Source organism: Paenibacillus sp. FSL P2-0121 (assembly GCF_037975345.1).
Classification (GTDB): Bacteria; Bacillota; Bacilli; order Paenibacillales; family Paenibacillaceae; genus Paenibacillus_AQ; species Paenibacillus_AQ odorifer.
In genome coordinates this window covers 403,469-424,729 of the sequence record NZ_CP150245.1, presented here as the reverse complement: position 1 = coordinate 424,729, position 21,261 = coordinate 403,469, and the positions used below count along the sequence as shown (strand labels likewise).

Below are 21,261 nucleotides of genomic sequence, written 5' to 3'. Positions count from 1 at the left end.
CTGCTCAATGTCTGGGTGGTAACAGGAGCTGAAGCCGCGCCAGCTCTTGTCGGATACGGTCAGGAATTTCCGTGAACAGTTGATTCCAAGAAACGAACAATTCCTCCCGGTCCGCATATTCCCAGCACGAATAGGACAGGGAAGGCGTGAACCGGCAGGTTTGCAGATAACGGTGGACAAGACAGTCAGTTTCTCCATCGGACGCCAGAATGCCGTGAAAAAAGTCGCCATAAATCAGACCCTCCGCACCTGCTCCATCCTGTGTACTGGATGCGAATCCCGGTAACAGCTCAAAGACTTCAGGGAACGGGGCAAGAGCATGCTTGCCGGGTTGGACATATAGATCTACCCGTGTCCCGCTTAGATTGCTGCCCCCGCGCAGCAGCGCTTTAAGGAATTTCCCGTGAAAGCTCGCTTCGGCATCCACCACTTCCCCGTCTCTACCGATATAAACCCACACATGCTCCAGATCATATAAATGCTGAATATCATAATCGTAATAAATCGCGTATTCTACAACGGTCAACACATCCGGATGGTTCACAGCTAGACGGCGCCGGAAGGAAGGAGACTCCTCCTCCTGCCGCAACACCGTTATACCGAGACGTACCGGAAAAAATGGCTCGTTCTGATCGAATAATAAGCGCGGAGCATACTTCATAGCTAACCTACGGTCTTCATCGTTCAACATCAGACCTGCCCTCTACGCGCCAACTTGGCCATAAGCAGCCGATGACTTTCAGCAATTTCTTCCGGCTGGCAAGCTGCCTTCAGCTCATACACCTTGACCCGCGCCCGTTCAATCATCGGCAGATAAGCATCATAGAATTCCATATTCCCGCTGTTTACATAAGGGCACCAGTGATCAGACAGACCGATGGTCTCATGAATGTGAACACCTACAATATCATCCATCAGACCTTCCATTTCCCCCACACTGTCGTACAAACCCAAACGGTCCATCATAATGGCATGCCCGGTGTCATACCATATGCCCACAGGCGCTCCTTTTAGCGCCTTAATAATCGTTTTGGCTTCCGCAAGCGTCGGAATCTGCTGCGGTTTGGAACGTGTTTCGATACCAAAGCGTACGTTTAGCCCCTCAGAAACTGCCCGGTTACATACTTCATCTAGGCTTTCAATAATTTTCTGCACATAGCCGGCGCTATAGGCTTCCCGCCGCTCCATCAGTTCCGCCCATTTGCTCCGATAAGCGTTAGAATCTCTACCCTCTCCGTTATAAATCTGCTCCAGCTCTTTGCTGATATCATTTGGAAAGGGTACCTCACCGGGATGCACAACAACAGCTTCTCCTCCGTAACGCTGAGCGTACTTAGCCGAGCCAATCAGCAGCTCAATCGCCCGCTGCCGCTTCTCCTCATCCTCAAAACCTAGCAGCACGGAATCTGTGCCATAATCGGAGTCCTGCACATGCGGGAAGGTGTTGTGGACACTTGAGATCCCCATCTCCCCCCGCTCAAGCATCGGCTCGATCGTTTCCAGCATTTCCTTAGTCACATTATAGTTCAGCTCCACCTGCTGAAAGCCGAGATCGCGGATTTCCCGCAACATGGCGTCACCGGCAGTGTGGCGCTTAATGTTCCAGCAAGTTGAGAACGAAAATATGCCTTTGTCCTCCATAATTATGTTCTCCTCCCTTGTTACAGCTTACGGTTCAACCTTTTACGGCACCAAGCATTACACCGCTGACAAAATATTTCTGCAGCCATGGATATACGGCAAGGATCGGTACTGTTGCAAAGATAACGGTGGCCGCTTTTAGGCTCTCTGGTGTCAGTGGGGTCCGGTTGGCACCTTCCATTTGTGTCAGTTCGGATACCATATTGTTCTGCACCATCTGGAACAGCTTGAGCTGGAGCGGATACAAATCCGGATTATTGATATACATCAAAGAATCCTGAAAGCCGTTCCACCTTCCCACTGCGTAGAAAAGCGCCAATGTGGCCATAACCGGCATGGATAGCGGCAATATAATACTCATCAGGGTACGAAGATGGGAACTGCCATCGATTTCGGCCGATTCCTCCAGGCTGGCAGGGATGTTATTGAAAAAGGAGATCAGGATAATCAGGTTAAAGGGGCTGACCAGACCTGGCAGGATAAGCGACCAGACCGAATTAATCAAATGCAAATCACGGATCAACAAATATTCAGGAATAATACCGCCGCTGAAAAACATAGTGATAACGATCAGATACATAAAAAATTTACGGCCCTTCAATTTTCTTTTGGTCAGCGGATAAGCTGCTGCGACAGTGAAAAGCATACACAGCACCGTTGTGGCAAACGTCAGAATAACCGTAAAGACAAGAGAGCGGATCATCGCATTATTGGAAAAAACATTAATGTATGCATTCCAGTTCAATTCAATGGGGAAAATCGTTACTTCTCCAGAAGTAATTGCCCGGTTGGAACTAAGCGACACGGCAATCACATGCAAAAACGGAGCCAAGCAGAACAAAACGAACAAGGCAACAAACGTTATATTGACGATATCGAATATCCGGTTTGAGGTACGTTCACTCATAGCACTCCGCCTCCTTCTTTCTTTATCATAAAATACCGTCTCCGGTCACTTTTTTCGAAATATAGTTGGAGCCAAAAATAAACACCAGTCCCACCACGGCCTGGAACAATCCGACTACAGTAGCCAACGTATATTGTCCGGATTCTAGACCCACCCGGTACACAAAGGTACTGAGCACATCAGAATACTCACGCACAGCAGTGTTACCGATAATGTAAGGGCGGTCAAAGCCGATGCTGACCATCTTTCCCAGATTGAGGATAAGCAGCGTCACGATGGTTGGTTTTATGCTAGGAAGCGTAATGTAGCGGATTTTCTTCAGCCTTGTCGCTCCATCCACTTCAGCAGCTTCAAACAGCTCTCGGTTGACACCGGTTAACGCCGCCAGATAAAGGATAGTCCCCCAACCGGCACTTTGCCAGACGCCTGTGAATAAATAAGTGATCAGCCACGGATTTTTTTCAGTCAGAAACGGGATGGGAGTAAGGCCTAAGCTCTCCAGCACACCGTTCACCATACCGGACTGGTTGCCGAACAATTGATATACGATCCCCCCGATGATCACCCAGGAAATAAAGTGGGGGATATACAAAATCGTCTGCGATATTTTCTTGAACCACACCGAACGAATTTCGAACAGCATAATCGCCAGGATAATCGGAGCCGGAAAAGAGACAAGTAAATCCAGAAAATTCAGCATAAAGGTATTGCGCAAGGTGGTGTAGAACTCTCTCATTCCAAAAACCTCGCGGAACGCATCAAAGCCAATCCACTCGCTGCCTCCAATCCCCTGAAACAAATTGAAATCCTTAAAAGCAATCTGCACACCATACATCGGACCATAGCGGAAGATCAGGAAATAAATAATAGGCAGCGAAAGCAGCGCGTACAATTGCCAATACCGTCTAAAGTATGTCGCTTTGCTCAAGTCGTTTTCCTCCTAAGGAGAAAAACCGGGTGGAGCGCAGCACCATCTCCCCCCGGTTTTCACTATATATTTGTTTATTGAGCCGAAAGTTCCTTAAACGACTTCTCCAGTTCCTCTTTCAGCTTGGTTCCGCCCAAAGTCATGTAATCTTTCATTTCCTGCTCGTAAACCGCTTCGAACTGCTCTGGTTTGGCCATTGCCGTCTTTACAATAATTACGTTGAGCTTATCTTTGAGCGTTGTGCCATATTGCGATTCCGCTTCTATCGGCTTGCCGAAGACGAGCGGCCCCACCGTGTCAGCGTTGGCGATAGCGATAGATTGAGTCAGCATCTCCCGGTTACGTTCCGGAAAGCCCAGCGCCCATGCTTTTTCATTAGTGGCCTGATCACCGATGTTTTTGCCGTTGGAGATAATGGCCATGTCGCCAGCATTAAATAGACGATCGGCGAACTCCTGGGAAACATCTGTTTTGGCCACTGGAATACCGTCTACCAGGTCGTAGTTTTCACCTTCAACGCCATTTTGGATATCAATCAGATTATTATCCGAAGCCATCCAATCGAGATACTTAACGGCTTCCACGGCGCGTTTACTACTCTTCGGAATCATGATGTACATGCCGTTGGAGGCATACCGGGATTTAATGTGCTTGTTATCAACGTTGGCGTTGGTTAAGACGTCTACCGGCAGCACCTTGCTTCCCTCTACATTTTTGTAGAGATTATCCAGGGTACCATCGGCATAGAACAAGACATCCACATCCTCCGACCAGTAGCCTACATTGCCGTTCTGGATATCCTTGGCCAACTGTGTTTTATCCTCGTCCAGACTGAAGTCCTTACTGATCATCCCTTCATTGTAGAGCTTATTAAGAAATTGCAGGGCATCCTTAAAGCCCTCATGCAGCGGCAGCTCATAACGTTGGCTGTAGGTCAGATCGCCGCTGATCGGCTTCATGAAAGAGAAAATCAACGTCTCGAATTGGGCTGGTGCCAGTGCCATGCCCATCGGGATGTTTTTGCTGCCGAGATTGCCCGGATCCTTTTCTTTAAACGCTTTCAAAGTAGTGTACAGCTCATCGGTCGTCGTTGGCACAGGCAGTCCTAATTTATCTAACCAATCCTGACGGATGTAGGAGCTATAACGGCCTGTGATCGCCCGTTTACCAGGGATCGCATACTGCTGGCCTTCAAGCTGGCCGAACGCCAGCGTATCCTCGCCAATAAACTTTTTCAGATTCGGGCCATATTCATCGAGAATTTCTCCGACATCAGTCAAGCCACCTTGCTGGGCATACCGATAAAACACACTGGAATCATACGTAAATACGATATCGGGCACATCCGTATTGCTCGCCATCAAAACATTCAGCTTGGTAACTTCCTCAGAACGCTGGATAGGTACAAATTCTACATCAATGTTATTCGGATCTCCGAACTTTTCCTGCACTAGTTTAGTTAAGTAGTTATTGGTAATGGTATGAGGGGCTGGGCTGTTGCCGCGGTCAAACACTTCCACCTTTAATGTAACGCGCTTGGCACTTTCGCCGGCTGCGACACCCTCGGATGCTGTGTTGTTTTTAGAATCATTGGAACAGCCTGCTAGCAGAGAAACGCCCATTATTGCGGTTAATCCGATCCCGATTGCTTTCTTCAGAACTCCTTGATGTACGTTCACTGTCATTTTTCCATCCCCTTCGCCCTTGCAGGCTTTAATGGTGTATTTATGATCCCCTAGCCTTAACTCTATCCATCCCCAGCGGAATCCATATCACGTGATGCTTTTTACTGCCGTGCTACTGGGTCGCTTGTTGTTCTGGATGCCCACAGTATTTCATGAATTTCGGCAGTCTGACAATAAACCTCTTTCGGATGCTCATATCCCAGCAAAATCGGACTTCCGGTTTATCCATACAACCATTTTCGTAGAATAAACCGCTTTCAAAAGTGTGAAAATAAAGACCGCATCGGTGTTCGCGCCCTCATCATAGAGGTTGGCGTGCACAGATGCGGTTATAAAAACTATTGTTCACGTGCTATTGGATTAATAAAGTCGGCAGCCTATAATCTGGAGCTCCCGCGCCCGCGCTTTAAAGAACGGTAGTCACCCGGCGTGATTCCTAATACTCGTTTGAATACCCTGCCGAATGTAATTGCATTCGCATACCCCACCTGAAGTGCGATATCCTGCAGCGAACATTCCGTTTCCACTAAAAGCTTTTCGGCTTCCTTCATGCGTAGCTCTGTAAGAAAATCAACAAATTTCATTTTAAATTCTGTTTTAAATAGATAGCTGGCATATTTGCCGGATACCTGAAACCGGTCGCTCAAATGCTTTAGGGAAAGATCGGGATTTGTAAAATTCTCTTCAATATAATTCTTCATCTCGGTTACCATCGCCCGGTAGCTTTTAGTTTCACTGACAGAAACATAAGTGCGGAATAAATCAGTCAAATACTCAAACAAAATCCCCTTCATTTCATCTATGGATTCTGCCTCTTCCAGCCGCTTCAGCTGCTTCTCCGCATTTTCTGCTGACAGCTCATCCTGCAGCTGCTCAGACATGACAGCCACTTCCCGGCTCAACATCTGTAGCATGGCCTGAATTAGAGAGCGAATATCATCATCTTGTAAATAATCCTGTTTAAAACCATCAAAAACACCTTCCAGCAGTTCCCGCCATTGGCCGCTCGACATCCGGAACTGCTTAACAAACTCGGCAATCATTTGTAGATACTTGAATGTCTCAAGAAGCGGCTGGCGCGTTTCTCCAAATTCCGTTAAAGCGATGTCTTCGTGCATTAAAAGCTTGTGCTGCATCACATTCTCCGCTGCCGCATAGGAATCCCGGATCTCCCCTGGCCCAGCCGCCACTGGCCCGATAGCGAAGCTTAAGGAGAGGCGCAAGTTCTGCTCCACCCAGGTGCGGCAGTCCTCAGCGAACACACGGATTTTCTCTGCCATCTCTTCATCACTTCCTGTGGTCAGGAAGAGAATTGCCGCCCGGTCAGTCCCTATCCACTCCGCCCAAGCTTGCAATTCCGCACTCCGCGCCAATTCTTGAAAGACATTCATCAGGGCAAATTTAAGCGTGTTCTGATCTCCCCTTGTATACCGATCTTGAAAAACCTTGTCGTAGCGGTTGATTTCGCTTAGCACAACCATAAAGCGGGTTGTGGAATGAGCTCCGGAGAGCGGCGACAGCTCTTCCATCCGCTGAACGACATTGTCCAACCGCTCGCTTTGCAAGAGATCGTTGAAAAGCTTGCTGCGCTGTAACAGCAAATTCTCTCTGCTTTTCTTATCATAATCCGTCATATGGTTGATTAGATCTTCCAGCACTCCGTCAATGAGCATCATTTCGTCCGGTCTGTCGCTGGATTGGTCCAGCTTGCGAATTTGATGACCTTCAATCCGGTTCATAATCACCTGAATTGGCTTATAGTTCCGCCGCGTAACATAGATCAGGTAAAAAATCGCGCACACAACCGTACCTAAGGCAATAGCTACCCAAAGGTAAGAAATCACTGACACCCAGCTGAATAGACTGCCCGTTTTGATCCCGCTGGTAAACGTCCAGCCAAGCCTTTCCATATATAAAGTGTTCAACTGCTTCCCATTCTTGGCACCTTCACTGTCCGAATGCGCCTGATAGACCACCTGTCCATCTGCGCCAAATATGGTCAGAAAGGACAACTGTTCATTGACCATACCGTCAACGATCTGTTCCATTCCGCTCATTTTGAGATTAATTACGAGCACTCCCTCCGAGCCGAAGGGCAGCGGCATACCTTTATTTATGGTAAGCACACGTATAGACGTACGCTGAAATTCATCTTTGTATTCCCTAACAGGCTGCCAGCCTTCCGATAAAGAGCCGGAGGTGATGCGGCCAATCCAATCCTCGTCTACAAATCCTGAAAGATCCTTTAATCCAGTTTCTGTTAAAACGCTTTCATTTCTCTTGTCATAAAGATAGATGGACTGAATATAGGGCGATTCACGCGTCAGGTTGCGTAGATTCTGGGCAACAGCGTAGACAGTCGCCATATCAATCTGGCCTTGATTGTTAAAATAACGTTTATAAGCATCGCTGCGTTCAGCAGCCTCCAGCACTGACAGTTCAGCTTCCTTGATCGTTCGGTCCACATTATCCATAAGATAGCTGGCGGTGATACGGTCCGCTTTTTTGGTTTCCATTCGTGAAATATCATTAATAAATACAAAAGAGGCAAAAATCAGTATCGTCACAGTAAGCAAAAAAATAGGAAAATAGGACAGCAGCAATCGGCGATACCAGGAACGGAACAATAGATAACCCCCTCTGTACAACCGTTAGGATACCCGGCCACGGTTCAGCCGTTAATGCACGAGTAGTTCATAGATATTTGGCTGCACCATCATGGAAATGGAAACTCTTCCGCCTAATTTGCTGCCATTATAACACATACAACATGAGCCCGACCAACGAAGCCATTCGTATTTTACACCTGCTCACTAAAAAGGCGAGGTGCGCACAGCCATAGCCGTGAACCCCCGCATATAAATCTGTCCGAGCAGCCGCCAAGCACCAAGTTGTAGCCCTCCTCGGCCTATAAACCACTCAGATCTCTGATATAACGGCGCGCCTTGATCGCATATTCCAGCGGATCGGCAAGTGCCGGATCCTGCTCCGCTTCCACTACAAACCATCCCGTATAAGAGTAACTTGCCAATTCGCTGAAAATCTCCGCAAAGGATATACATCCATCGCCAGGTACGGTGAATGCGCCCGCTTTTACAGCCTGGAGAAAACTGAGCTGATCACGCAGCACACGCTGAACAACCTCCGGACGTATATCCTTTAAATGGACATGTTTAATCCGAGGTAAGTGGATGCGCAACACCTCTAAGGGATTCTCACCGGCAAAAGCTAGATGACCGGTATCGAACAGCAGAGACACCTCTTCCGGTTCCGTGAGCTCCATTAGCTTAGCAATTTCGGCCCCAGTCTGCACCCCTGTCCCCATATGATGATGGTATACAAGCTCCATACCTTTTTCAGCAGCCAGCCGGCCAAGCCCACCCAGTCCATCGGCAAGTGCGGCCCACTCCGCTTCTGTGAATACAGGTTTATTAGCAAACAGCGGCGTATCCATTTGTCCCTGAATACTCCGTCCTTGCTCTGAGACGACAATCACCTTCGCACCCATCTCATATAAAAAATCACGATGCGCGCAAAAAGCCTCCACTGTCTCCTCATATGGCCGCATAGTCAGATACGCGCTGAACCAAGCGCTGGCAATCTCAAGTCCACGAAGCTCAAGTGCCCGGCGCAGCCGTTCCGGAGAGCGTGGATATTTGTTGCCCACCTCGCTTCCCTGAAACCCGGCAAGCGCCATTTCGCTAATGCACTGTTCAAAGGTATTGTCTTTTCCCAGTTCAGGCATATCATCATTAGTCCAAGCGATAGGAGCAATCGCCAGCTTGACCGCATGTTCTTTGAACATCCTCGATTCTACCCCTTCCGTTTCACAGTATTACTAATACTAATAACTGCGGGCCTTTCCAAGCTGTTCAAGCTTCTGCTCGTAGGCAGCCCGAACGGCTTCACTGCCGGACACTTCTGGAACACCAACATTCCACCAGGCTCCGTAACCATGTGTCATTGTCTTGGGCAGCACCTTAATGTCAATTAGGGTGGAACGATCCTGCAGCAGAGCCTCCCTCAAAGCGTCACGCAGCTGCTCAGCCGTTGACGCACGGAAGGTCTTCACTCCATATCCCGCGGCACTTGCTGCATAATCTATGCTTATCAGTTCGCCGCTCAGCTGACCTTCCGGGCCCCGGTAGCGGAATTCAGTCGCCATGCTATCCAGTCCTTGCTCCATCTGCAGGTTGTTGATACAGCCGAACCCCATGTTATCCAACAGAATGACGTTGATCTTCTTGTTCTCCTGAAGGCTCGTCACTAGTTCCGAATGCAGCATTTGATAGCTGCCATCGCCCACCAATGCATATACCTCCCGGTCCGGCTCCGCCAATTTCACACCGAGTGCACCGGAGATTTCATACCCCATACACGAAAAGCCATATTCCATATGGTAAGTATCCGGCACAGTGGAATTCCACATCCGCTGCATGTCGCCCGGTAAGCTGCCTGCGGCTCCTATCACAATGGCGTCTTTCGGAAGATATTCATTGAGGATCCCGAGTACCTGTGTTTGCGCCAGCGAAGTGTTCAACTTCGCCGCATATTCAGATAGCTTCTCGTCAAGATGTCCGGCAACTTCCGGCATGAAGGAAACTGAAGAAAGATCTGGACGATCTGCCTCCTGATTCACCGTATACTCCACGTCAGATAGACGCTTTCTTTCCACTTCCCATGCCTTTTTTGCCACTACAATTTCATCTGTATAAGCGGTGCGGTAACCGCGCTCCTCCAACGTAGCAGACAGCGCTCTAAGACCTTCGGCAGCATCACAGACCACAGCCAGTGCATCCAGCTTGGAGGCATGGTAAAGGGAAGCGTTAATTGTCAGGAACTCCACCTCGGGATGGGCGAACAAACTCTTCGAACCTGTCGTGAAGTCCGTAAACCGGGTACCCACACCGATCACCAGATCCGCTTCTGCGGCCAACGTATTAGCACAGCCATTCCCGGTAACTCCTATGCCACCGAGATTGTAGGCACAGTCGCTTGCCACGGCACTTTTTCCGGCTTGTGTCTCACCGAATGGGATGGCGAACTTCTCCGCAAACGCACGTAATTCCATTCCTGCATCCGCATACCGGACTCCACCCCCACAGACCAGCAGAGGTCGCTGTTTGCTGGCAATAAGATCAGCTGCTGCAGCAAGCTCATCCGGATGCGGAGTACGGGAAACGATCCGATGGATGCGCTTGCGGAAGAACTCAAGTGGATAGTCCCAGGCCTCCCCTTGCACATCCTGCGGCAGCGCAATCGTGACTGCCCCGGTATCTGCCTGATCAGTCAGCACACGCATCGCGTTCAGCAATGCTGTCATCAGCTGCTCTGGCCGATAAATCCGGTCCCAATATTTGCTCACCGCTTTGAAGGCATCGTTGACCGTTATCGACAGATTGTAGGTATGCTCCATTTGCTGAAGTACCGGATCCGGTTGACGGGTGGCAAAGGTATCGCCGGGGAGCAGCAGCACGGGAATCTGATTCGCCGTCGCAGTGGCAGCGGCTGTCAGCATATTAGCTGAACCCGGTCCTACCGAAGCGGTGCAGGCCATGATTCGCCGTCTGCGGCTCTGCTTGGCAAAGGCAGTCGCCGCATGCACCATTCCTTGCTCATTCCTCCCCTGATAGACCGTCATCTCACCCGGCGCTTCCTGAAGTGCCTGCCCCAGTCCAAGTACATTGCCATGGCCGAAAACGGTGAATATACCGTGTACAAAACGCTCCGGTCTATTGCCAAAGTTCACATATTGCTGGTTCAGAAATTTCACCAGCGCCTGCGCCGTCGTTAATCTAATCGTATCCACGTGAAACCTCCCTTTCGCCGTTTTTGTTACTGCCAGCGGGCAGTGACGACTTTTTTGCGTGTATAAAATTCAACCCCGTCGCTTCCATTCGCATGCAGATCGCCATAGAAGGAATCCTTCCAGCCGGAGAAAGGGAAAAAGGCCATCGGGGCTGGCACTCCGACATTGACACCCAACATGCCTGACTCGATATTTTCCCGGAAATAGCGCACTTTCCCGCCGTCATTCGTAAAAATACAAGCCCCGTTGGCAAAACGAGAGGTATTGGCAATTTCAATCGCCTCTTCTACATCCTTGACACGGATCACTGCCAGGACAGGCGCGAAAATTTCCTCCTGCCATATTTTCATTTCCCGGGTCACTCCATCAAACAACGTTGGGCCGATAAAATAACCCTGTCCCTGCACCGCAGCATCCGCCCGGCCGTCTCTTAGCAACTTAGCGCCCTCGGCCATGCCTTGTTCAATATAAGCGACCGTTTTGTCTTTATGACTTTGGCGGATAACCGGCCCAAGAAACGTGTCGTCGTCCAAACCATCGCCGATGTTCATCTGCTCACATTCACGCAGGAGGATGGAGATCAGCTCATCAGCAACCTCTTCCTGCACCGTTACCACGGAGCAAGCCATACAGCGCTCTCCCGCCGAGCCGAAGGCTGCGTTGACAATCTGTGTTGCTGAAGCCTCAAGGTTCGCGTCTGCCAACACAATAGAATGATTTTTCGCCCCTGCCAATGCCTGAACCCGCTTCAAACACGCCGTTCCCTTCTTGTAGACATATTCGGCCACCGGCTGTGAGCCAACGAAGGAAATCGCCTTCACATCAGGATGCTCCAGCAGGCCGTTTACCACCTCATGCGCACCGTTAACCAGATTGAGCACACCTTTCGGAAGCCCGGCTTCCTCTAACAATTCGACCAAACGTGCTGCCAGCAGCGGTGTGCGTTCGGAGGGCTTCAGCACAAAGGTATTCCCACAGGCGATGGCCAACGGGAACATCCAGCAAGGCACCATCATTGGAAAATTAAACGGTGTGATCCCGCCGACTACACCGATGGGATAGCGATACATCCCAGACTCGATGCCTGTCGCGATGTCGGGCAACTGCCGGCCCATCATCAGCGTCGGCGCACCTGCCGCAAATTCCACACACTCAATGCCGCGCTGCACCTCTCCGTAGGCCTCTTTGAAGCTTTTTCCATTCTCCAGCGTGATCGTCTTCGCCAGTTCATCCCAATGGTCCACCAGCAGCTGCTGATATTTGAACAAGATCCGCGCTCTGCGCGGCACCGGTGTCTTGGACCAGCCTGCAAAAGCCGCCTTTGCCGCCGCCACTGCCCGATCAACATCGACTCTGCTGGACAGCGGAACCCTTGCCATCTCCTCACCAGACGCTGGATTGTATACCGTTTCTGTCTTCTCCGCAGCCGCCTCAACCCACTGCCCGTCAATATAGTTGTTCAGCACTTGCACGGTTTGCTGTGCCATTCTACTCACTCCTTCATCTCTATTAATGCGATCCCGCGAATCTAATCTAATCTAATCTAATCTTGCATAGCTATTCGATCTGGGGTTGTTTGAGTTGTGTCCTCTCCAACCTCTGCCTACTTACTCTGCACCTGAAGTGATTTCCTCGTTAGACAATAAAAACGCTTCCAATTCATCCAAGGTTGGCATGGCATCCGAACAGCTGTGGCGGGAGATGACAATGGATGCCGACGCGCTGCCGCGGCGCATGGCCTCACCGACGCTTTCTCCCCGCATTAGACTGTGAATGAAGGCTGAGGCGTAAGAATCTCCGGCTCCAAATGTCTTCAATACTTTAGCGGGAAAAATACCACTCCGATGCTTCTGCCCATCCGCCGTGTAGGAGATTGAACCACTCCCGCCACGCTTGATAACGACCAGCTTTGCTTGGTGCGAGAACCAGCGGTTAACTGTTGCTTCGTCATCTGCATCTGTCACATTGTACAGGCTCTCCATCATATTAAATTCCTCACGGGTACCAATGATACAATCGCATTTCTCAGCTGCCAGATTATAATAGACCGCTGTTTCTGCGGCTGACTTCCAAGTATAGGGGCGATAATCCAGATCAAAAAATACAGTGACATTGTGCTTGCGGGCGAACTCCAAAGCGACAAACACAGCCTCACGGGACGGACTTTGTGCCAGTGCAGTACCTGAGATCAGCAGTGCCTTGGACTTCCGAATATACTCTTCCGAGATCTCCTCCGTACTCAGCAGCAAATCAGCCACATGATCCCGGTACATCAGAATGCTGCACTCCTGAGGACTCTTTATTTCAGTAAAAGCAAGCCCAGTCACTGCACCAGTCTGGTCAACACTCACCTGGCTATCGTCAATGCCATTCCTTTGCAGATAAGTTCGGATAAAACGGCCCATCTGATCATCGGAAATCTTACCGATAAAGCCAGTGCGCATCCCTAGCCGCGCTGCCCCAATTACGATATTGGCGGGAGAACCGCCGACATATTTGGTAAACGTCAGTGTCTCTTCCATTGGTCTTCCGGTTTCATTAGCGTTCAAGTCAATACAGAGCCGACCGACAGCGATTAAATCCAGCGGTCGTGCAGGATCGAACTGTAAACCGTTCATTATGACGCCTCCTTGAGAAAACTTCAGTAAAATGGATTAATGAGATACAACAATCATCGGGGGATGGGTTAAGCGCTTAACCTAATTTCCATTAGTATAGTTTAGAAATTGGAGTTTGGCAATCCTGAACTTAAACGAAGTTGGGAACTGAACCCATGTACCAGAAAAAAACAAAGAAAAGACCTGTCCCTCGCCGCTAAGCGAGGTACAGGTCTTCAGATAGGAGTCGGCGTTCTTACTCCGTTTGTAGAGTTTGTGTCTTCCTAATGCGGTGCCGGTCCGGTGGAATGGCGGACTATCAGTTCCGGCATCAGCATGATCTTGCGCTTAGGACTATCGGGATTGTCGATAGATTCGTTCAGCAGAATCATCGCCTGTTCCGTCATCTCACGCAGAGGCTGAGCAATGCTGGTCAAGGTGGGATGGCAAATTTCAGCCAGCATTGTATTGTCAAAACCCACCACGGACAGATCACGGGGTATTGACAAGCCTGCGCTGCGCGCCTCCTTCAATATCCCAATCGCGAGCAGATCGTTGCAGGCGAATATGGCGGTCGGCCGGTCTTCCTGCGCCTGAGCCAGCATCGCGGCAGCCGCTTTGCGGCCGTTCTCCAGCGTGGCTGAAGTATGCGTGAGATTAGCCGGATTGTCAAAGCCAACACCCGCTGCCTTGAGCGCATCCATAAAGCCTTCCACGCGCAGCTTACTCCCCGGTAAATTGTCAGAGATAATGCCGAGCCTGCGATGGCCCAACGACAACAGATATTCTGTCGCCTGATAGCCTCCCTTATAGTCATCCACCGTGACGCTGTTGCTCTCCATCATCCGGATATCAGCCGAAAATAACACAAGCGGTACGTGATCAGCCAGCAGGCGGCGGACCATATCCGGATTCCCTGTATGAGAAGCAATGATTATACCGTCCACCCGTTTGCGCAGGAGCAGTGAGATATACCGGGCCGCCTTCTCATCATCCCGGTCTGTACTGCATACAATCAAGTCGCTTCCCTGCTCCTGGGCATAATCCTCAATACCTCGGGCCGCCTCAGCAAAAAAAGGGTTGGAAATATCGGGAATCATCAGCCCGATCGTTCCCGTTCGGCGACTCGTCAGCGCAGAGGCCACCAGACTCGGCTGGTAATTCAGCTCCTCCATAATCCGATGAACCTTCTCCCGTGTCTTATCGCTAATTCTCCCGTTCTTGTTCAACACCTTGGACACCGTAGCGATGGAGACTCCCGCTTCCCGTGCCACATCATATATCGTAGGTTTCATCGTTAGTGAGCCCGCCTTTACGTTCGTACAATCCTATACCTAGATTATAAGGAACTCTTCTGACAGTGTCTATTCAGCGGTGCAAGAGACTCTGTTACTGTGGCGATCATTTGGTCAATACATCGACACAAAGAAGGAGCCTCCGCCTTGCGGAAGCCCCCTTTTCGTGCGTGCTGCTACACTATTTCTTCTTATCCTTCTGGTGTTGCTGCATCTCGAACAGCCATTCATGTTCCGGATCATTATGAAAAACCCATGTGCGGACCGGACCTGCCATCACATTGAGATAATAAGAATCATAACCCGGCGGAGCCGATACAGGATGATAGCCCTCCGGAACCAATACAATACTGCGGTCAGACACGGCCATCGTCTCATCAAGGCTGCGATCGTCATTATACACCCGCTGCACTACAAAACCATGAGCCGGGTTAACCCGGTGGTAGTATGTCTCTTCCAGGTAAGACTCAGCAGGTAGATTGTCACAGTCATGCTTGTGCGGAGGATAGCTGGACCAATTGCCGCCACCCGTACGTACTTCCACGACCAGCAGGCTCTCGGCTTCACTCTGCTCAGGCAAAATGTTGACCACTCGCCGTGACATACTGCCAGAACCGCGGGCTTCGGCCACAGTATCGCACGGAGCGATCAAACGCGGCGCATATTTGCCCGTTCCTGGTGCAAGGCAAACCGCAAGTTCCAGCTCCGTCAAGGCCGTAACTTCATAATGCCCTCCCGCCGGAATATACACCGCATACGGCGGCAAATCCTCAAATACAGACATACGTTCACCGATCCCGGCGAACAACTGGGCGCCTGCTCTCACATCCGCCTTGCCCGCCAGCAGCACCAGACAGATTTCATTCCCTTCCGCGCTGCGGCTCAGCGTATCCCCAACCTGCAGCTGGTACACTTCAAAACCTACATACTCCCATCCAGCGCTCTCCTTGCTAACTGCCGCTACAAGTCCATCTTTGCCGGGTGCTCCGGCTTTTATGATTAGATTGGACATCTTCACAGACCTCCCCCATCTTCCTTCAGCATCTGCATCCGCTTACAAAGCTTGTGTTGCCGATATTCCCTCTCCGGCACAAGAAGACAACTTGACCGGAAGCCCGGTAAGATAGGATTCCTTAGCGGCTTCGGCAATCCGTTCCGCCTGTTGCCCGTCAAGCCCGCTGCAAATGATAGGCTCCTGCAGGCGGATTGCCCGGGCAAATGCGGCAACCTCTTCCACGAAAGCCTGGTTATACCGCTCGAGAAAGAAATGAAGCGGTTGATCGCGTGTGACCGAAGCAGCGGTTGAAACTTCTACAGTTGTTGGACGGCAGTTATCGGCGGTGGCTGAGCCGCAGGAACCGAACACCTCCACGCGTTGATCATAACCATATACAGCCTTACGGCTGTTATCAATGACGCAGATTGCGCCACTGGCAAAGGTCAGCGTGATGACAGCTGTATCCACATCATCGCAGCGCCCAAACATCGGATCAACGAGATTGGCACCTAGGGTATAAACTTCTGTTACTTCCTCACCCATCAGATAACGGGCCATATCAAAATCGTGAATCGTCATATCCATAAACATCCCGCCGGAAGACCGCACATAAGCCTCACCCGGAGGCTGCGGATCACGTGATGTGATCTTCACAATATGTGGACTGCCTAGTTCTCCTGATTGAACCAGTTGCTTAAGTTTGCGGAAGCTAGGGTCCATTCGCCGGTTGAATCCGACCTGTAGCAATACACCCTCATCCTCCACTATCTTCAGTGCCTGGTGGGTAAACTCTGACGACAGGCTGATCGGCTTTTCACAGAAAATATGTTTTCCAGCCCGGGCCGCTAGCTCAATCCAAGAGGCGTGGGTATCCGTAGATGTGCAGATAAACACAGCCTCGATCTCAGGGTCATTCAGAATGTCTTGCCCATTCACAAATGCAGAGCCAAGATTCCGGCTCTCTGCCCAGACCAGCAATTCCTCACTTACCACAGCCTCCGCAATGGATTTCAACTTAAACGACGGCATCACACGCAGATTATCTGCATGAAGCCGGCCAATTCTGCCTGCCCCAATAATGCCAACTACGATCGGATTTACCATGTTTGCTTATCCTCCTTCAAGGTAAGCGCTTAACCATCCCGAAAATAGTATACTCCAAGCACAAGTGAAGTTACAAGCAAATATTTCTCCAGCTTTTTTAACTCTCTCCTTAGCTATCTACTCCTCCTCAACAGTAATGTAACGCTTCACCTAGTGCGACTAAAACTATGGCCTGCCCGTAGGCCATAGGGGCAATAATGATTTCCTTATAATCTTCTTTTGCAGCACCAATCGGAGTGCCGCCGGATACACCAAGCACCGTGCCTTCATCGTCAATTCTGTCCAGCACCGCCCGGATCGCTTTCAGGGCATGATCTGCATACGATTCCGGCAACAACCCCCTGCGTACGCTATGCAAAATACCCGCTGCGATAGCTGCTGAGCCTGACGTTTCAGTATAACTGCTAGAGTCGTCCAGCAGCGTATGCCATAATCCGCCTCCGCTCTGGCAGGCTAATAAAGCTGTTGCCTGTGCGTTCAGGATCTGTTGAAGATATTCAAACACTCCACTGTCCAGATACGGCCCCATCAACTCCAGGTATTCAGGCAGACCGAGTGTAAACCAGCTATTGCCCCGGCACCAGAAGGCTTCACTGAAATTATGCCGGCCGCCAAAATGCCAGCCATGAAAAAAAAGCCCCGTCTTTTTATCATAAAGGTATTTGATATGCAGCAGCAGTTGGTAAAGCGACGCTTGCCGCCATGCGGAATTATCGTATTTCACACCCATTTTTGCCGTGAACAAAATAGCCATAAATAACGTATCAATCCAGATTTCATTATCATTGAGCGTAACCTCATCCTTGCTCGCTCCTGTTGTGACATGCTGATAACCAGACTCCTCCGTCCGCGGCAGGCCATGCATCAACCACTGCACCCATTCCAGGCTTAATTCCTCCGCTTCCTTCAGTTCCATTAATGACAGCAACGGTGCTGTTGTATTGATATTCCGGCTCGGCAGTCCCTTGCCCAGTTGCTTGCTCATCCAAAGCTTGGCATATTCTTGATAACGCTCATCCTTGAAATGCTGCTCAAGCTTTTGAAGTCCGTAAAGCCCCACTCCCTGCGGCCAATCCCATTCCTCCATGCCAAAATCACGGGCAAAATACCCCCGTCGTCCCGCATCCTCCCCTAAATTTTGCAGTTCGGCTTCGTTTTCCGGCCGCTCCAGCTTCAGCAGCTTATCCGTCACGCGGTTCAGCTTTTCAATGATCTCAACTTTACTAATCCGGCTGTTGTTCATCTGTTTTCCGCCCCTTCACCTGCCATTTTGGGTCTTCCCTCATGTTGGGTAGTTCCATTCCCCCGTAATATATCAAACCATTCCATACAAAAACTACTTTATATTTGCTGTAATAACCCTCATATATTGCAAATCTTGCTTTTCTGAACCTATAATAAGTGCATATTACAGAATAAGGCGGTGAGAGCATTTGCTTGAAAACGACTTACTGTACGAACAAGGGTATAGCGTACGTATCAACACGCCCGTTGATCCCCTTTTTTATTATTTTGATTATGACCAGCGTTCTCACGATATCAATATGGAGTTTCAGCATTTTCATGATTTTTACGAGATTCATATCTTAATGGATTCCCGAGCCACTCATATTATCGATGGGAATGTCTGCGCCCTCCAGCAGTATGACATCGTGCTTCTGCGTCCTTATCGGTTGCATAAGACACAATATCCGGAAGGGCCGCCGTTTAAGCGGCTGATCATAAACTTCGCCATGCCCAAGGATATACCCGGTTTAGAGAACGCTTACAAAAGTATGTTTCTCTCATTTTGGGAAGAAATACCGATCTACCGTTTGCCAAAAGAGTTGCGCAAAGCCGTATTTGATCCTCTTAACGCTATCTTCACCTTATCACACAGCACTTCACCGTTAAATCCAGTACTGATTCACAGCCTTTTCCAACAGTTCCTCTGTGCTTTATACCAGCGTAGAGACCAGAACAGCTATGTCCCAGAGGAGATTGGAAATGCCATTATGCAAAAAATCTACTCGATCACCGCATACATCCATAGCCATTACAACAGCGAGTTGTCCCTTGATTTCCTCGCTAAAGAGTTCTTTATCAGCTCCTATTACTTATCACACCAATTTAAGTTAATTACCGGCTCCACGCTGACAGAATATATTCAGATGACCCGGGTCCGTAATGCCCAGCAATTGCTGATCTACACCCGCCTGAAGATTTCCGAGATCGCCGGGCAATCCGGATTCAACAGCTTCTCCCAGTTCAACCGCATATTCAATAAACTTAGCGGGATGTCCCCATCCGAGTTCCGCAAGAATCAGGTCATATCCAACACTGCTTCGACCACATTTTCCTATTGATGTACTTGCTTACCTAGTTACAAAAAATCCGCTGTGCGTCCGACAAATCTATCTACCCTCTAAGTAACTATATTGAGCAGTAACAGAGGCAATGTTTAGACGCAAAAGAGAGCCGAAGGGAAAGGGATAGCAAAAGCGATGGTGCAAGCACACACATGTTGGGATAGATGCAGGTACTGGTGTAGGTGGTCGTAGTGATGTAGGGGCTGGGGCTGGGGCTGGGGCTGGGGCTGGTGCTGGTGCTGGTGCTGGTGCTGGTGCTGGTGCTGGTGCTGGTGCTGGTGCTGGTGCTGGTGCTGGTGCTGGGGTAGTCACGTTTAACTGTATTTCATACAACTATTTTTTCACGCATCACGCCACCATTAGATATAGCTGTATTTGGTGCAACTATTTCCTTGGTTTTTTCGCCTTTAAGCTACATCTCGAGTTTTTAGTTGTACAGAATACAGCTAAAATCCGAAGATTCACTATTTCATACGGAATAGTTGCACAGAATGCAGTTACTTCTCAGATCCCATCAAAACTCCTTCTCCCAATTGAAGATAATCCGCCCAAACAAGTCACAGCTCAGCAAGCCACCACAAATCAAAAAAACCAGGCAGCGATTCTCCACTAACGGGAGAATCACTGCCTGGTTCTAGCTTCAATTACATCTTAAGCCGTACGTTCCGTTGCTTTGAGACGCAGCGCTTTTTTCTCTTTCGACTTCGCCACTGGCGGTTTCAGAGAAATCGCGATGATGCAGGCCAGCAGGCACAAGAGGCCAAAGATAACAAAGGTTGGTTTAAATCCGCCTAGGAAGACGGCGATAAACGAACCGGAAAGGGCACCAATACCAAAACCTTGGTAAACAATTCCGTAGTTCTTACTGTGATTTTTCAGTCCGAAGAAGTCGCTGACAATGGCGGGGAACACCGTGATATTCCCGCCAAAGCAGAACGCAATGGCTGCTACACAAGTGAAGAAAAGTCCGAAATTCAGGGTCGCGTAGCTGAGGGTCAGCATAGCCGCCGCAGTTACAGCAAGCGATGCGCCTACCAGCTTCAAGCGACTCATTTTGTCAGATAAAGCACCCAGAATTAAACGTCCCGCTGTATTAAAGATCGCAATCATAGCCACCGCACTAGCTGCTGTCTGTACATCAAGTCCAGCCAGCTGCACGCCGATATCTTTTACAATACCGATCAAATACAGACCACACATACAGGCGGTGAAAAAGATGATAAATAGCAGATAAGCTTCTTTTGTCCGCAGCATTTCTTTGACCGTATAGTCTTTCGGTGAACTCATTACTGTAGCTGTCGTTGAACCCGCTGGTGCTGGGGCCGCTTGAACCGGAGCTTCTCTTACGAGCAAGGAACCGATTACAATCATGCCCATAACAATCAAACCCCAATACATAAATGTATTAGACACACCCACTGAGTCAATCAACCCGCCGTTAATATATTTAAAGATCAAACTCCCCGTTCCATAAGCACCAACGGACACGCCGGAGATTAAACCTTTATTATTCGGAAACCATTTAATTAAATTAGATAATGAAGTGATATAAGCTGTCCCATCCGCAAAACCAACGATCACCCCAACCAATAAATAGAACATGAAGAGTGAATTGGCTTGAGAGCTAAGAATCAATCCTAGTCCGAGCACAATCCCAGCAGTAGCAGTCAAACGGCGAAGCCCGAAACGATCCTGCAGCTTCCCTGCGAACAAAGTCGCGAAAGCGAGTGCAAAGCTCGTTATAGAAAAAGTAATCGAAACGGAGTTAAGCTCCCAGCCAAATTTTGTTACCAGATGCGCATTAAATAAACTCCATGTATAGATGGTACCTAGGCCCATTTGCATAATTACTGTACCTAATACGATTAGCCACCGTTTGGTGCTTTTGCTGTCCATTGTCGTAGTCATGGTCGTTTCCTTCTTTCTCTCTCGTTGTCTGCTACAAGAGCT

Annotated in this window: 16 protein-coding genes; 1 reads left to right on the top strand and 15 read right to left on the bottom strand. The window is 49.5% G+C overall.

The features are described 5' to 3' along the window. Positions 1-4: 4 nt before the first annotated feature. From MKY54_RS01860 to MKY54_RS01795, 14 genes are all read right to left on the bottom strand, one after another. Positions 5-691 carry a hypothetical protein gene (locus MKY54_RS01860; RefSeq protein ID WP_339189252.1) on the bottom strand — a complete coding sequence of 229 codons (687 nt, stop codon included), beginning with the start codon at positions 689-691 and terminating at the stop codon, positions 5-7. After that, positions 691-1,641: a TIM barrel protein gene (locus MKY54_RS01855; RefSeq protein WP_339189249.1), complete on the bottom strand. Its 951-nt coding sequence runs from the start codon at positions 1,639-1,641 to the stop codon at positions 691-693. The genes MKY54_RS01860 and MKY54_RS01855 overlap by 1 nt, the downstream gene beginning before the upstream one ends. Positions 1,642-1,675: 34 nt before the next feature. Further along, on the bottom strand, positions 1,676-2,548 hold the full coding sequence (locus tag MKY54_RS01850; RefSeq protein WP_038568356.1) for a carbohydrate ABC transporter permease: 873 nt from the start codon (positions 2,546-2,548) through the stop codon (positions 1,676-1,678). Between the two features lie 25 nt (positions 2,549-2,573). Next, a complete protein-coding gene (locus tag MKY54_RS01845; protein WP_038568353.1) occupies positions 2,574-3,476 on the bottom strand; it encodes an ABC transporter permease subunit in 903 nt (300 codons plus the stop codon). 74 nt (positions 3,477-3,550) lie between these two features. Beyond that, complete coding sequence (locus MKY54_RS01840) at positions 3,551-5,161, bottom strand: extracellular solute-binding protein (RefSeq protein ID WP_280753318.1); 1,611 nt, start codon at positions 5,159-5,161, stop codon at positions 3,551-3,553. Positions 5,162-5,538: 377 nt separating this feature from the next. Next, complete coding sequence (locus MKY54_RS01835; RefSeq protein WP_339189246.1) at positions 5,539-7,788, bottom strand: helix-turn-helix domain-containing protein; 2,250 nt, start codon at positions 7,786-7,788, stop codon at positions 5,539-5,541. A gap of 281 nt (positions 7,789-8,069) precedes the next feature. Continuing rightward, positions 8,070-8,966, bottom strand: coding sequence for a myo-inosose-2 dehydratase (gene iolE / locus MKY54_RS01830; protein WP_339189243.1), 897 nt, complete (start codon positions 8,964-8,966; stop codon positions 8,070-8,072). 39 nt (positions 8,967-9,005) lie between these two features. After that, positions 9,006-10,970, bottom strand: a complete 1,965-nt coding sequence (iolD, locus tag MKY54_RS01825) for a 3D-(3,5/4)-trihydroxycyclohexane-1,2-dione acylhydrolase (decyclizing) (protein WP_339189241.1) — start codon at positions 10,968-10,970, stop codon at positions 9,006-9,008. 26 nt (positions 10,971-10,996) lie between these two features. After that, the gene (locus MKY54_RS01820; RefSeq protein ID WP_339189239.1) at positions 10,997-12,457 is read right to left on the bottom strand and encodes a CoA-acylating methylmalonate-semialdehyde dehydrogenase; all 1,461 of its coding nucleotides are present in this window, start codon (positions 12,455-12,457) and stop codon (positions 10,997-10,999) included. Between the two features lie 120 nt (positions 12,458-12,577). Further along, the gene (iolC, locus tag MKY54_RS01815; RefSeq protein ID WP_076306531.1) at positions 12,578-13,588 is read right to left on the bottom strand and encodes a 5-dehydro-2-deoxygluconokinase; all 1,011 of its coding nucleotides are present in this window, start codon (positions 13,586-13,588) and stop codon (positions 12,578-12,580) included. Positions 13,589-13,851: 263 nt separating this feature from the next. After that, the gene (locus MKY54_RS01810) at positions 13,852-14,862 is read right to left on the bottom strand and encodes a LacI family DNA-binding transcriptional regulator (RefSeq protein WP_076185622.1); all 1,011 of its coding nucleotides are present in this window, start codon (positions 14,860-14,862) and stop codon (positions 13,852-13,854) included. 181 nt (positions 14,863-15,043) lie between these two features. Then, positions 15,044-15,874, bottom strand: coding sequence for a 5-deoxy-glucuronate isomerase (gene iolB, locus MKY54_RS01805; protein WP_076219003.1), 831 nt, complete (start codon positions 15,872-15,874; stop codon positions 15,044-15,046). 42 nt (positions 15,875-15,916) lie between these two features. After that, entirely contained in the window at positions 15,917-16,963 is a 1,047-nt protein-coding gene (iolG, locus tag MKY54_RS01800) for an inositol 2-dehydrogenase (RefSeq protein ID WP_339189236.1), read from the bottom strand. 127 nt (positions 16,964-17,090) lie between these two features. Then, positions 17,091-18,206: a glycoside hydrolase family 88 protein gene (locus tag MKY54_RS01795; RefSeq protein ID WP_339189235.1), complete on the bottom strand. Its 1,116-nt coding sequence runs from the start codon at positions 18,204-18,206 to the stop codon at positions 17,091-17,093. A gap of 190 nt (positions 18,207-18,396) precedes the next feature. Between MKY54_RS01795 and MKY54_RS01790 the strand changes: the two genes are divergently transcribed. Continuing rightward, a complete protein-coding gene (locus MKY54_RS01790; protein WP_339189232.1) occupies positions 18,397-19,308 on the top strand; it encodes a helix-turn-helix domain-containing protein in 912 nt (303 codons plus the stop codon). Between the two features lie 654 nt (positions 19,309-19,962). On the opposite strand, the gene MKY54_RS01785 is transcribed toward MKY54_RS01790, so the two are convergent. Next, positions 19,963-21,219, bottom strand: a complete 1,257-nt coding sequence (locus MKY54_RS01785) for an OFA family MFS transporter (RefSeq protein ID WP_139330079.1) — start codon at positions 21,217-21,219, stop codon at positions 19,963-19,965. Positions 21,220-21,261 lie beyond the last annotated feature (42 nt).

Bases quoted from the DNA above. Each gene is read 5' to 3' on its own strand.
- MKY54_RS01795 (WP_339189235.1), bottom strand. From the start codon at position 18,206: ATGAACAACAGCCGGATTAGTAAAGTTGAGATCATTGAAAAGCTGAAC.
- MKY54_RS01855 (WP_339189249.1), bottom strand. From the start codon at position 1,641: ATGGAGGACAAAGGCATATTTTCGTTCTCAACTTGCTGGAACATTAAG.
- iolC (WP_076306531.1), bottom strand. From the start codon at position 13,588: ATGAACGGTTTACAGTTCGATCCTGCACGACCGCTGGATTTAATCGCT.
- MKY54_RS01810 (WP_076185622.1), bottom strand. From the start codon at position 14,862: ATGAAACCTACGATATATGATGTGGCACGGGAAGCGGGAGTCTCCATC.
- iolB (WP_076219003.1), bottom strand. From the start codon at position 15,874: ATGTCCAATCTAATCATAAAAGCCGGAGCACCCGGCAAAGATGGACTT.
- MKY54_RS01785 (WP_139330079.1), bottom strand. From the start codon at position 21,219: ATGACTACGACAATGGACAGCAAAAGCACCAAACGGTGGCTAATCGTA.
- iolE (WP_339189243.1), bottom strand. From the start codon at position 8,966: ATGTTCAAAGAACATGCGGTCAAGCTGGCGATTGCTCCTATCGCTTGG.
- iolG (WP_339189236.1), bottom strand. From the start codon at position 16,963: ATGGTAAATCCGATCGTAGTTGGCATTATTGGGGCAGGCAGAATTGGC.
- MKY54_RS01850 (WP_038568356.1), bottom strand. From the start codon at position 2,548: ATGAGTGAACGTACCTCAAACCGGATATTCGATATCGTCAATATAACG.
- MKY54_RS01840 (WP_280753318.1), bottom strand. From the start codon at position 5,161: ATGACAGTGAACGTACATCAAGGAGTTCTGAAGAAAGCAATCGGGATC.
- MKY54_RS01820 (WP_339189239.1), bottom strand. From the start codon at position 12,457: ATGGCACAGCAAACCGTGCAAGTGCTGAACAACTATATTGACGGGCAG.
- MKY54_RS01860 (WP_339189252.1), bottom strand. From the start codon at position 691: ATGTTGAACGATGAAGACCGTAGGTTAGCTATGAAGTATGCTCCGCGC.